The sequence below is a fragment of the Streptomyces sp. NPDC007084 genome (genome assembly GCF_040703595.1).
In the GTDB taxonomy this organism is placed as follows: Bacteria; Actinomycetota; Actinomycetes; order Streptomycetales; family Streptomycetaceae; genus Streptomyces.
The window spans coordinates 26,760-39,376 of the sequence record NZ_JBEYFY010000038.1 but is presented as its reverse complement, the minus strand read 5'-3'; the positions used below and the strand labels follow the sequence as shown (position 1 = coordinate 39,376).

8 protein-coding genes are annotated in these 12,617 nt (G+C 70.3%); 3 read left to right on the top strand and 5 right to left on the bottom strand.

The window, feature by feature from the left end; translation table 11 throughout:
- Nucleotides 1–89 precede the first annotated feature (89 nt).
- On the top strand, nucleotides 90–1,676 hold the full coding sequence (locus AB0912_RS25650; protein ID WP_366703676.1) for a Na+/H+ antiporter: 1,587 nt from the start codon (nucleotides 90–92) through the stop codon (nucleotides 1,674–1,676).
- Nucleotides 1,677–1,832: 156 nt separating this feature from the next.
- On the opposite strand, the gene AB0912_RS25645 is transcribed toward AB0912_RS25650, so the two are convergent.
- The gene (locus AB0912_RS25645) at nucleotides 1,833–3,008 is read right to left on the bottom strand and encodes a mechanosensitive ion channel domain-containing protein (RefSeq protein ID WP_366703633.1); all 1,176 of its coding nucleotides are present in this window, start codon (nucleotides 3,006–3,008) and stop codon (nucleotides 1,833–1,835) included.
- A 131-nt stretch (nucleotides 3,009–3,139) separates the two neighbouring features.
- Between AB0912_RS25645 and AB0912_RS25640 the strand changes: the two genes are divergently transcribed.
- Nucleotides 3,140–3,709, top strand: coding sequence for a dienelactone hydrolase family protein (locus AB0912_RS25640; RefSeq protein WP_366703630.1), 570 nt, complete (start codon nucleotides 3,140–3,142; stop codon nucleotides 3,707–3,709).
- A 93-nt stretch (nucleotides 3,710–3,802) separates the two neighbouring features.
- Here the strand turns inward: AB0912_RS25640 and AB0912_RS25635 are convergent, their stop codons facing one another.
- The 4 genes from AB0912_RS25635 to AB0912_RS25620 form a co-directional block, all read right to left on the bottom strand.
- On the bottom strand, nucleotides 3,803–5,473 hold the full coding sequence (locus AB0912_RS25635) for an alkaline phosphatase D family protein (protein WP_366703628.1): 1,671 nt from the start codon (nucleotides 5,471–5,473) through the stop codon (nucleotides 3,803–3,805).
- A 127-nt stretch (nucleotides 5,474–5,600) separates the two neighbouring features.
- Nucleotides 5,601–6,410, bottom strand: a complete 810-nt coding sequence (locus AB0912_RS25630) for a thioredoxin domain-containing protein (RefSeq protein WP_366703626.1) — start codon at nucleotides 6,408–6,410, stop codon at nucleotides 5,601–5,603.
- Between the two features lie 140 nt (nucleotides 6,411–6,550).
- Nucleotides 6,551–7,237 carry a hypothetical protein gene (locus tag AB0912_RS25625; RefSeq protein WP_366703624.1) on the bottom strand — a complete coding sequence of 229 codons (687 nt, stop codon included), beginning with the start codon at nucleotides 7,235–7,237 and terminating at the stop codon, nucleotides 6,551–6,553.
- A gap of 152 nt (nucleotides 7,238–7,389) precedes the next feature.
- Nucleotides 7,390–8,718 (bottom strand): DUF2252 domain-containing protein, encoded by a 1,329-nt coding sequence (locus AB0912_RS25620; protein ID WP_366703622.1) that lies wholly within the window; start codon nucleotides 8,716–8,718, stop codon nucleotides 7,390–7,392.
- Nucleotides 8,719–8,986: 268 nt separating this feature from the next.
- Between AB0912_RS25620 and dnaE the strand changes: the two genes are divergently transcribed.
- Nucleotides 8,987–12,526 (top strand): DNA polymerase III subunit alpha, encoded by a 3,540-nt coding sequence (gene dnaE / locus AB0912_RS25615; RefSeq protein ID WP_366703620.1) that lies wholly within the window; start codon nucleotides 8,987–8,989, stop codon nucleotides 12,524–12,526.
- The last annotated feature ends 91 nt before the right edge of the window (nucleotides 12,527–12,617 follow it).

Sequence of the window (12,617 nt, the reverse complement as noted above, 5' to 3'; positions counted from 1 at the left end):
CGGGGTTTGTCACAGCGGCATGGCACGCTTGAGATCCGGATCACCCGTGATCACCCGTGATCGCCCAGACCTCGCCCGGAGCGCTGACCGTGGATCAGTTGGCCCTGCTGTTCATCCTGTTGCTGGGGGCTGTGATCAGCGTCCCGGTGGGAGACCGGCTCGGGCTGCCCTCGCCTGTGCTGATGACCCTGCTCGGCATCGCACTCGCCCTGCCCAAGTTCGTCCCGAACGTGGACATCCCGCCGGACCTGATCCTCCCGGCGCTGCTGCCCCCGCTGCTGTACGCGGCGGTGCGGCGCACCTCCTGGAGACAGTTCGCGGCCAACCTGCGGCCGATCTTCCTGCTCGCCGTGGCCCTGGTGTTCGTCACGACCCTCGTCGTGGCCGCCGTCGCCAGCGCCATCGTGCCCGGTCTGCCGATCGCCGCCGCCGTCGCGCTCGGCGCGCTCGTGGCGCCTCCGGACCCGGTCGCGGCGACCGCCGTCGCCGGCCAGCTCGGGCTGCCGCGCCGGCTGGTGTCCATCCTGGAGGGCGAGGGCCTCTTCAACGATGTGACGGCCATCGTGCTCTACCACGTGGCCATCGCCGCCGCGGTCAGCGGAAGCTTCTCGCCCTGGCGGGCCGGGCTCGACCTCGTGCTGTCGGCGGTCGTCGCCGTCGCGGTGGGTGTCGCGCTCGGCTGGGCGACGAACAAGCTGATGACCCTGCTCGACGACACCACCCTGCAGATCGGCCTGACCCTGCTCGTGCCGTTCGCCTCGTACGTGCTGGCCGAGGAGCTGCACGGCTCCGGGGTGCTCGCCGTCCTCACCACCGCCCTGTTCCTGTCGGAGTACGCGACCGACGCCGACGACGTCATGACCCGGCTCGCCGGATCGACCGTCTGGGACGTGGTCGACACGCTCGTCACCGGCGTCGCCTTCGGCCTCATCGGGCTCGAACTGCACAACGCGCTGCGGACGGCGGCCGGGCGGTGGGGCGAGATGCTCGGCTGGGCCGGCGCGATCGTGGCCGTGGTGGTGCTCGTACGCCTGGCCTGGCTGCTGCCCGCGACCTGGCTGACCAAACGGCTGCACGCCAAGCGGGACTACGACGAGGAGATCCCCACCTCCTGGCGGGAGACCGTGGTGATGTGGTGGGCCGGGATGCGCGGAGTGGCCTCCGTCGCGCTGGCGCTCGCCATCCCGCTGGAGATGGAGAACGGATCGCCCTTCCCCGACCGGGACGAGATCGTGTTCATCGCCTTCGGCGTGATCATGGCGACCCTGGTGATCCAGGGGCTCACCCTGCCGTGGCTGGTCAGGAAACTCGGGGTGCGGGCCGACGAGGACGAGGAGAAGGCCTTCGAGAAGGAGCTGGCGCTGCGGGCGGCGAAGGCCGCGAAGAAGCGGTTGCGGGAGATCGAGGACGCGGAGGACCTCCCCGAGGAGGTCTCCGAGCAACTGCTGCGCCGGGCCTTCGAGATCGGGGTGCGGATCAGCCCCGATGTCGGGGACGAGGAGCGGCGCGAGGGGCACGAGAAGCGGGTTCGGCGGATCAAGCGGATGCGGCGCATCCAGGCCGAGATGATGAGCGCGGCCCGGCACGAGGTGCTGTCCGCGCGGAACGAGCCCGGCGCCGACCCGGAGATCGTGGACCGGGTCCTGCGCCACCTGGACGTACGCAGCCTGCGCTGAGAGATGGTGTGGCCGGAGGCCGAGGCGAGGCGGAGGTCGCGGGCAGGGCAGCGCCGGGTACGGCGGCCCTGGTAGGGGAGGGCCGCCCGCGCTGTGGCTGCTGCGCGGGCGGCCCGGAGTGGTGTCGAGCGGGGGCTTGCCTCGGGCGGGCCGGGGTCACCCCCGGCCGGGGCCGGTGCGGGGTGGCTGGGTGGAGGAGTGGCGGCTGTGGTGGGCGCGGGCCGCCACGCCGTCCCGGTCCCGCTCCCGGTCCCAGTCCCGGTCCCATTCGTCCCGGCCGGCGCGCCGCGTCTGGCCCGGCGCGAGGACCGCGTCGGCGGTGTTGACGCGGGGCAGCGCGTAGGGATGCTGCTCGGTGAGCCAGCGCATGAGCTGCTCGCGGACCGTGACCCGTACCGTCCAGACGTCGTCCGCGTCCTTCGCGGTGACCAGGGCGCGGACCTGCATGGTGCTGGGCGTGGAGTCGGTGACGGCGAGGCCGTAGTCGCGGCCGTCCCAGGCGGGGCACTCGCGCAGGATGTCGCGCAGCTTCCCGCGCATCGCCTCCACCGGGGCGGAGTGGTCGACGTGCAGGAAGACGATCCCGGTCATCTGGGGCGTACCGCGCGACCAGTTCTCGAACGGCTTGGACGTGAAGTACGACACCGGCATGGTGATCCGGCGCTCGTCCCAGGTCCGTACCGTCAGGAACGTCAGGGTGATCTCCTCGACGGTGCCCCATTCGCCGTCGACGACCACGGTGTCACCGATGCGCACCATGTCGCCGAAGGCGATCTGGAGGCCGGCGAAGAGGTTCGACAGCGTGGACTGGGCGGCGACACCGGCGACGATGCCGAGGATTCCGGCCGAGGCCAGCAGCGAGGCTCCGGCGGCGCGCATCGCCGGGAAGGTGAGCAGCATCGCGGAGACCGCGACCACGCCGACGACGGCGGTGACCACGCGCTGGATGAGCGCGACCTGCGTACGGACCCTGCGTACCCGCGCCGGATCGTGGTGGGTGTTCGCGTAGCGGGAGTACGAGGTGTCGACGACCGCCGTCGCGATGCTCACCACCAGCCAGGCGGCGGCGCCGATGAGGATCAGGGTCAGGGTCCTGCCGATGCCGACCCGGTGCTCCACGAGAAGCTTCGCCTCGTCGTAGGAGCCTCTGAGCAGGGCGGCGAACAGCAGGAGCTGGAAGGGGATGCGGCCACGGCGGAGCAGACCCCACAGGGAGGTCTCGCTGTAGCGGTCGTCCACCCGGCGCAACAGGAAGTCCACGGACCACCCGATGAGCAGTGCGAGCACGACCGAGCCGCCGACGACGATCACCGGGCGCAGTACGTTCTCCATGCCAGAGAACGTAACCGGACCCGGCCGATGATGAACATGTGTTCTCCGAAGGGAACGGGGTACACCCGCCGCCCGGCGCGGGGCGCGGCCTGGGTCCGTCACTGTCGGTGCCGGCTGGCACCATGGGACCCATGGACATCATGCTCTTCCACTCGACGTACGGTCTGCGCCCCGCGGTGCGCGCGGCGGCGGACCGGCTGCGGGCCGCGGGACACGAGGTGTGGACGCCCGACCTCTTCGAGGGGCGCACCTTCGACACCGTGGAGGAGGGCATGGCCTTCAACGAGGAGATCGGCAAGGTCGAGCTGCTCAAGAGAGCGGTACTGGCCGCGGCGCCCTACTCCGAGCGCGGCCTGGTCTACGCCGGCTTCTCCCTCGGCGCCTCCGTCGCCCAGACGCTGGCCCTCGGCGACGAGAAGGCGCGCGGGCTGCTCCTGCTGCACGGCACGTCGGACATCGCGGAGACCGCGTCGGTGGACGAGCTGCCGGTCCAGCTCCATGTCGCCGAGCCGGACCAGTTCGAGACGGACGACTGGCTGAGCGCCTGGTACCTCCAGATGCAGAGAGCCGGCGCCGACGTGGAGATCTACCGCTACGCGGGCGCCGGCCACCTCTACACCGACCCGGACCTCCCCGACTACGACGCCGAGGCGGCCGAGGCCACCTGGAAGGTGGCGCTCGGCTTCATCGACAGTCTGTAGCCGTAGCCGTAGCCGTAGCCGTAGCCGTAGCCGTAGCCGTAGCCGTAGCCGTAGCCGTAGCCGTAGCCGCAGCCGGGGGCCGCGGCCCCGGTGTCACACCGGGTCGTAGGTGCGCTCCACCGTCTGGGTGCCCGTGCGGGTGCGGTAGGAGCGGACCCAGGACGAGGTCGCGTCGGGGTTCGTGCGGTCGGACAGGACGTAGTAGTCCATCTGCGCGCGGGCCGGGGTGATGTCCAGGACGCCGTAGCCGTGGCGGTCGGTGTCGACCCAGTGGACGTGCCGGTTGGCCGCGCGGATGACCGGCGCGGCGAGCGCGGAGACGGTGCCCTCGGGGACCTTCACGATGTCGTCGAGGTTGTCGGAGGTCACCGAGGTGACGACGAACTCCGTGGCCGCGGAGGACGACAGCGGATACGTACCGGCGTCCACCGGCACGTCGTTGGCCCAGGCCATGTGGATGTCGCCGGTCAGGAACACCGTGTTGCGGATCGCGTTGGAGCGCAGATGCGCGAGCAGTTCCCGGCGGTCGTCCGTGTAGCCGTCCCACTGGTCGGTGTTGAGGGCGATGCCCTCCTGCGGCAGCCCGAGCAGCTTGGCCAGCGGCTTGAGCAGGTCGGCGGAGAGCGACCCCACGGCGAACGGCGAGATCATCACCGAGTTGCCGACCAGCCGCCAGGTGGTGTCCGAGGCCTTCAGCCCGGTCTTCAGCCAGTCGAGCTGCGCGCGGCCGGTGATCGTACGGTCCGGGTCGTCGACCGAGCCGCTGGCGGTGGACGCCTGCTGGGAGCGGAAGGAGCGCAGGTCGAGCAGGGAGAGATCGGCGAGCTTGCCGAAGCGCAGCCGCCGGTAGGTGGTGCCGGCGATCGCCGGGCGGACCGGCATCCACTCGAAGTAGGCCTGCTTGGCGGCGGCCTGACGGGCCGACCAGGTGCCTTCGGCGCCCTCGGTGTGGTTGACGGCGCCGCCCGACCAGGAGTTGTCGGCGAACTCGTGGTCGTCCCAGATCGCCACGACCGGGGCCTTGAGGTGCAGGGCCTGAAGGTCCGGGTCGGTCTTGTAACGGCCGTGCCGGATGCGGTAGTCGGCGAGGGTGAGGATCTCGTTGGCCGGCGCGTGCGGCCGTACGACCTTGCCTCGGGTGCCGTACTCGCCCGACTTGTACTCGTAGATGTAGTCGCCGAGGTGCAGCCATGCGTCCAGGTCGCTCCGGGCCGCGAGGTGGCGGTACGCCGAGAAGTAGCCTGCTTCCCAGTTGGCGCAGGAGACCACGCCGAAACGCAGTCCGGGCACGGCCGCGTCCGCCGCCGGCGCGGTGCGGGTACGCGCCGCCGGGGAGTCGGTACCGCCCGCGGAGAAGCGGAACCAGTAGTCGGTGGCGGGCCGCAGGCCCCGGATGTCCGCCTTGACGGTGTGGTCGGAGGCGGCCGTCGCGACGGTCGAGCCCTTGGCGACGACCGTGGTGAACGCCTTGTCCGTGGCGACGGTCCAGCTCACCTCGGTGTCCGCGCCGAGCCCGGAGCCGGGTACGGCGGCGGACTCGGGCGTCACCCGGGTCCACAGCAGGATGCCGTCGGGCAGCGGGTCGCCGGAGGCCACGCCGTGCAGGAAGGCGGGCGTCTCGGTCGCCGCGCGCGCGGGCAGGGCGGCGGCGAGGGGGCCGGCGAGGACGGCGGTGGCGGCCGCGGCCTTGACGACCGAACGGCGGCGCGGGGCGCGGGAGTCGAGGGCGCCCGCGGAGTCGGGGGATCTCTGTCCAATGGTCACGGCCGATCAGGTTACCGACCGGTACAGGCGAAGAGCGGGCGAACTCGTGAAAGTTCGCCCGCTCTTCGCCTGTCGGCCGCTCAGGTCACGAAGACCCCACGGACCACCCGGATTTCCGGGGGAGGGATCAGCCCTTGAGGGCCGCGTCCACGCTCTTGTTGAAGTCGGCGACCGTCAGCAGGGGAGTGCCGTTGTTGAGCTGCTTGCCGTCCATGGCGAAGCCCGGCGTGCCCGTCACCCCTTCCTTGTTGTCGTCGAAGGTCTTCGACATGGCCATCGCCCAGGCGTCGTAGGTGCCCTTCTTGACCGCGTCCTGGAACGTCTTGTTGTCCTTGAGCGCGGAGACGGAGTTCGCGGCCTTGATGAGGTAGGCGTCGTCCTTGAACTTGTCGGTCGACTCGTCCGGGTGCCACTTGGCCGAGTACAGCGCGGTCTTGTACTCCAGGAACGCCTCGGGGCTGACGTTCAGCGCGGCGCCCAGGGCGCTCAGCGCGTTCTTGGAGCCCTCGCCGTTGTCCTTGCTGTCGATGAACGTGGCACCGACGTACTGGAACTTGTACTTGCCGTCGTCGATGTCCTTCTTGACCGTCGGGCCGACGGCCTGCTCGAACTGGGCGCAGATCGGGCAGCGCGGGTCCTCGAAGATCTTCAGGGTCTTCTTGGCGGTGCTCTTGCCGATGACGACCGTGGTGCCCTTGGCGCCCGTGGTGTTGGCCGGGGCCACCACCTTGGCGTCCTTCAGGCCCTCCCAGTAGCTCGGCTTGTTGTTCTGGACGACCGCGTAGCCGATGCCGCCGGCTATCGCGAGGACCGCGACGATGGAGCCGGCCACGACCGCCTGGCGCTTGGCCTTGTCGCGCTTGGCCTGGCGCTCGCGTTCGAGGCGCAGCCGCTCGCGGGCCGCCGTCTTCGCCGACTGGCTGTTCCGCTTGCTCATAGTGGTGATCTCCAAGGGGGACGCGCACGGGTCGTACGCGGAATACGTGCGGGGGACTGCTGGTGCTCGACAGCCGGGCGCGGGATCGCGCGCGGGCGCAGCTCGAAAGACGTGCTCGGGAGCAGGCGGGGCGCGGACGCTCAGGCGAGAGCGGTCGCGGCGGGCGGCCCGCGGCGTCCCAGGGAGTGCACGAACAGCCGGGTACGGGCGGCGGCCGTCCGGCGCGGGGCGCGTGGCAGCGGGCGGGCCGGGGTGAGCCGTACGGTCACGGCGGCGACCGCGAGCAGCAGCGGCCGGAAGGTCGAGGCGGCCACCGCGCGCAGCACCTGGTCCAGGGCGCGCTCGCCGCGCCGCAGCCAGGCGGCGGCCAGCAGTCCGACCGCGATGTGGGCGCCGAGCAGCAGCCAGGCGACGGCCGGGTCGGCGTGCGCGATGAGGGCGCCCGCGCGGTCGGGCGCGCCGCCGGTCACCCGGGACAGCGGAGTGCCCACGCTGCCGCCGCCGCACAGGACGTCGAGGCCGACGGCGCGCAGGGGGCCCGCGACCGGGCCGCCCGCCCTGCCGTAGCAGACGTGCTGGCCGGTGGTGAACACGGTGTCGGCGGCCAGCTCCAGCGGGATCAGCAGGGCCGCGATCCGGCCGAAGCCGCGCTCGCGGCCGGCCAGCGCGAAGGCGACGGCGAACACGGCGGCGGTGATCGCGGCCACCGTGGTGAGCGGCAGCGGGGCCCGGGAGAGCAGCACATGGGAGGCGGTGGACAGCGTCACGACGACAGCCGTGAACACCGCCGCGCGCACGGCCCTGAGCTGGATCCCGGATATGTCCATAGCGGAGGGAAGTCTCCCACGTGCCGCCGTAAGAGCCCCCTAAAGGGTGCCTGTGCGTTACGGGAGCGTTGTGCCGCGGAGACCGGAGCCGGGCCCGGAAGCCTGGGAGTCCGCCCCGGCCCCGGACCCGGGCGCCCGGCACTCCGCCCCGGCTACAGCCCGGGGATCCGGCCGTTGCGGAACAGGTCCACGAAGATCTGGTGGTCCGCGCGGGCCCGCGAGCCGTAGCTGTGGGCGAAGTCCACCAGGAGACCGGCGAAGCCCTCCTCGTCGCCCGCGATGGCCGCGTCGATGGCCCGCTCGGTGGAGAACGGCACCAGCTCCGAGTGGCCGCTCTCGTCGTCCGCCGCCGCGTGCATCGCCGCGGTGGCCCGGCCGAGGTCCGCGACGACCGCGGCGATCTCCTCCGGGTCGTCGAGGTCGCTCCAGTCGAGGTCCACCGCGTACGGCGAGACCTCGGCGACGAGCTGGCCCGCGCCGTCCAGCTCGGTCCAGCCGAGCCACGGGTCGGCGTGCGCCTGGAGGGCGCGCTGCGAGATCACCGTGCGGTGGCCCTCGTGCTGGAAGTAGCCGCGGACGGCGGGGTCGGTGATGTGCCGGGAGACGGCCGGGGTCTGGGCCTGCTTGATGTAGATCACCACGTCGTTCTCCAGGGCGTCGCTGTTGCCCTCCAGGAGGATGTTGTACGACGGGAGGCCGGCGGAGCCGATGCCGATGCCGCGGCGGCCCACGACGTCCTTCACGCGGTAGGAGTCGGGGCGGCTCAGCGAGGACTCCGGAAGCGTCTCCAGATAGCCGTCGAAGGCGGCGAGCACCTTGTAGCGGGTGGCGGCGTCCAGCTCGATGGAGCCGCCGCCCGGCGCGAACCGGCGCTCGAAGTCGCGGATCTCGGTCATCGAGTCGAGCAGCCCGAAGCGGGTCAGCGAGCGGGCCATGCGCAGCGCGCCCAGCAGCGGCCCGTCGGCGGTGTCCAGCGTGAAGGGCGGCACCTCGTCGTCCTTCGCGCCCGTCGCGAGGGCGCGGACGCGCTCGCGGTAGGCCTGGGCGTAGATCGTGACCAGCTCGGTGATCTGGTCGTCGCTGAGGGCCTTCGCGTAGCCGATGAGGGCCACCGAGGCCGCGAAGCGCTTGAGGTCCCAGGTGAAGGGGCCGACGTACGCCTCGTCGAAGTCGTTCACATTGAAGATCAGGCGGCCCTGGGAGTCCATGTAGGTGCCGAAGTTCTCCGCGTGCAGGTCGCCGTGGATCCACACGCGCGAGGTGCGCTCGTCCAGGTACGGGCCGCCCCGCCTGTCCTGTTCGAGGTCGTGGTAGAACAGGCCGGCCGTGCCGCGGTAGAACGCGAAGGCGGAGGCCGCCATCTTGCGGAACTTCACGCGGAACGCGGCCGGGTCGGCGGCCAGGAGCTGCCCGAAGGCGGTGTCGAACACGGCGAGGATCTGCTCGCCGCGTTGCTCGTCGCTGAGCTGCGGTACCGACATCGCTGGGTGCCTCCTGGTGCAGGTGGTGCGGGACATGCGGGAGCGGACGCGCCGCACCCGGGACAAGGGTGTCCGTCCACTTCCAACGGACGAAGATACGCCGGAGTGCCCGGTCCCAGGCCCCGAACGCACACCCCCGGAGCCGGCACCCCCGGCGCGGGTCGGGGTGATCCTCCGCGGAGTGTCAGTCGGGCGTCATAGACTTCGTCGCTGTCCCCCCAGACTGTCCGCAGCCTGTCGCCGATCGTTCCTCCTGGAGGCCGCAACCGTGTCGAAGCCGCCGTTCACGCACCTGCACGTCCACACCCAGTACTCGCTGCTGGACGGTGCCGCGCGGCTCAAGGACATGTTCGAGGCGTGCAACGAGATGGGCATGACCCATATCGCGATGAGCGACCACGGCAACCTGCACGGGGCGTACGACTTCTTCCACTCGGCCAAGAAGGCGGGCGTCACGCCGATCATCGGCATCGAGGCGTACGTCGCGCCCGAGTCCCGGCGCAACAAGCGCAAGATCCAGTGGGGCCAGCCGCACCAGAAGCGCGACGACGTGTCCGGTTCGGGTGGTTACACCCACAAGACGATCTGGGCGGCGAACCGGACGGGCCTGCACAACCTCTTCAAGCTCTCCTCGGACGCGTACGCCGAGGGCTGGCTCCAGAAGTGGCCCCGGATGGACAAGGAGACGATCTCCCAGTGGTCCGAGGGGCTCATCGCCTCCACCGGCTGCCCCTCCGGCGAGCTGCAGACCCGGCTGCGCCTCGGCCAGTTCGACGAGGCCCTGAAGTCGGCCGCCGAGTACCAGGACATCTTCGGCAAGGACCGCTACTTCCTGGAGCTGATGGACCACGGCATCGAGATCGAGCGCCGGGTCCGTGACGGGCTCCTGGAGATCGGCCGCAAGCTCGGCATCCCGCCCCTGGTGACGAACGACTCGCACTACACGTACGCGCACGAGGCGACCGCCCACGACGCCCTGCTGTGCATCCAGACCGGCAAGAACCTCTCCGACCCCGACCGCTTCCGCTTCGACGGCACCGGCTACTACCTGAAGTCGACCGACGAGATGTACGCGATCGACTCCTCGGAGGCCTGGCAGGAGGGCTGCGCCAACACCCTCCTGGTCGCGGAGCAGATCGACACGACCGGCATGTTCGAGGCCAAGAACCTCATGCCGAAGTTCGACATCCCCGAGGGCTTCACCGAGGTCACCTGGTTCCAGGAGGAGGTGCGCCGCGGGATGGAGCGCCGCTTCCCCGGCGGCGTCCCCGAGGACCGCCAGAAGCAGGCGGAGTACGAGATGGACGTCATCATCCAGATGGGGTTCCCGGGGTACTTCCTGGTCGTCGCCGACTTCATCATGTGGGCCAAGAAGCAGGGCATCGCGGTGGGCCCGGGCCGTGGCTCCGCGGCCGGCTCGATCGTCGCCTACGCGATGGGCATCACCGACCTCGACCCGATCCCGCACGGCCTGATCTTCGAGCGGTTCCTCAACCCCGAGCGCGTCTCCATGCCCGACGTCGACATCGACTTCGACGAGCGCAGGCGCGTCGAGGTGATCCGGTACGTGACCGAGAAGTACGGCGCCGACAAGGTCGCCATGATCGGCACGTACGGCAAGATCAAGGCGAAGAACGCCATCAAGGACTCCGCGCGCGTGCTGGGCTACCCGTACGCGATGGGCGACCGGCTCACCAAGGCGATGCCCGCCGACGTCCTCGGCAAGGGCATCGACCTGAGCGGCATCACCGACCCCAAGCACCCCCGGTACAGCGAGGCGGGCGAGATCCGCGCGATGTACGAGAACGAACCGGACGTCAAGAAGGTCATCGACACCGCCAAGGGCGTCGAGGGCCTGGTCCGGCAGATGGGCGTGCACGCGGCCGGCGTGATCATGTCCAGCGAGCCCATCGTCGACCACGCCCCGATCTGGGTGCGGCACACCGACGGCGTGACCATCACGCAGTGGGACTACCCCCAGTGCGAGTCGCTGGGCCTGCTGAAGATGGACTTCCTCGGCCTGCGCAACCTGACGATCATGGACGACGCCATCAAGATGGTGAAGGCCAACAAGGGCATCGACCTGGAGATGCTCTCCCTGCCGCTGGACGACCCGAAGACCTTCGAGCTGCTCTGCCGCGGTGACACCCTCGGCGTCTTCCAGTTCGACGGCGGCCCGATGCGCTCGCTGCTGCGCCAGATGCAGCCCGACAACTTCGAGGACATCTCCGCCGTCTCGGCCCTCTACCGGCCGGGCCCGATGGGCATGAACTCGCACATCAACTACGCGGAGCGCAAGAACGGCCGCCAGGAGATCACGCCGATCCACAAGGAGCTGGAGGAGCCCCTCCAGGAGGTCCTCGCGGTCACCTACGGCCTGATCGTCTACCAGGAGCAGGTCCAGAAGGCCGCCCAGATCATCGCCGGTTACTCGCTCGGCGAGGCCGACATCCTGCGCCGCGTGATGGGCAAGAAGAAGCCCGACGAGCTGGCGAAGAACTTCGTCCTCTTCCAGCAGGGCGCCCGCAAGAACGGCTACAGCGACGAGGCGATCCAGGCCCTGTGGGACGTGCTGGTCCCCTTCGCCGGCTACGCCTTCAACAAGGCGCACTCCGCCGCGTACGGCCTGGTCTCGTACTGGACCGGCTACCTGAAGGCGAACTACCCCGCCGAGTACATGGCCGCCCTGCTCACCTCGGTCAAGGACGACAAGGACAAGTCGGCCGTCTACCTGAACGAGTGCCGGCGCATGGGCATCAAGGTGCTCCCGCCCAACGTGAACGAGTCGGAGCAGAACTTCGCCGCCCAGGGCGACGACGTGATCCTCTTCGGCCTCTCCGCCGTCCGCAACGTCGGTACGAACGTGGTGGAGTCGATCATCCGCAGCCGCAAGGCCAAGGGGAAGTACGCCTCGTTCCCCGACTACCTCGACAAGGTCGAGGCCGTCGCCTGCAACAAGCGGACCACGGAGTCGCTGATCAAGGCCGGCGCCTTCGACACCATGGGGCACACCCGCAAGGGCCTCACCGCGCAGTTCGAGCCGATGATCGACAACGTGGTGGCGGTCAAGCGCAAGGAGGCCGAGGGCCAGTTCGACCTCTTTGGCGGCATGGGCGACGAGGCCACCAGCGAGCCCGGCTTCGGACTCGACGTGGAGTTCACCACCGACGAGTGGGACAAGGTCTATCTCCTCGCCCAGGAGCGGGAGATGCTCGGCCTGTACGTCTCCGACCACCCGCTGTTCGGCCTGGAGCACGTCCTGTCCGACAAGGCGGACGCGGGCATCTCCCAGCTCACCGGCGGTGAGCACGGGGACGGCGCGGTCGTGACCATCGGCGGCATCATCTCCGGCCTCCAGCGCAAGATGACCAAGCAGGGCAACGCCTGGGCGATCGCCACCGTGGAGGACCTCGCCGGCTCCATCGAGTGCATGTTCTTCCCGGCGACCTACCAGCTCGTCTCGACCCAACTCGTCGAGGACGCCGTGGTCTTCGTCAAGGGACGCCTCGACAAGCGCGAGGACGTGCCGCGGCTGGTCGCGATGGAACTCCAGGTCCCCGACCTGTCCAACGCCGGCACCAACGCGCCCGTGATCCTCACCATCCCGGCGCTGAAGGTCACCCCGCCCATGGTCAGCCGCCTCGGCGAGATCCTCAGCCACCACAAGGGCGAGAGCGAGGTCCGCATCAAGCTCCAGGGCCCGCGCAAGACCACGGTGCTGCGGCTCGACCGGCACCGCGTGAAGCCCGACCCCGCCCTGTTCGGCGACCTGAAGGTGCTGCTCGGCCCGTCCTGCCTGGCCGGCTGACAAGGCAGCCGCCCGCCCCGCGAGACCGGGGCAACCGACCTGCGCGAGGGGCGCGTCCATGACCGGACGCGCCCCTCGAATCATGCCCGGA

What these genes read in the sequence shown, in the direction of transcription:
- AB0912_RS25630 (WP_366703626.1), bottom strand. Translation starts at nt 6,410, where the DNA reads ATGAGCAAGCGGAACAGCCAGTCGGCGAAGACGGCGGCCCGCGAGCGG.
- AB0912_RS25645 (WP_366703633.1), bottom strand. Translation starts at nt 3,008, where the DNA reads ATGGAGAACGTACTGCGCCCGGTGATCGTCGTCGGCGGCTCGGTCGTG.
- AB0912_RS25620 (WP_366703622.1), bottom strand. Translation starts at nt 8,718, where the DNA reads ATGTCGGTACCGCAGCTCAGCGACGAGCAACGCGGCGAGCAGATCCTC.
- AB0912_RS25625 (WP_366703624.1), bottom strand. Translation starts at nt 7,237, where the DNA reads ATGGACATATCCGGGATCCAGCTCAGGGCCGTGCGCGCGGCGGTGTTC.
- AB0912_RS25640 (WP_366703630.1), top strand. Translation starts at nt 3,140, where the DNA reads ATGGACATCATGCTCTTCCACTCGACGTACGGTCTGCGCCCCGCGGTG.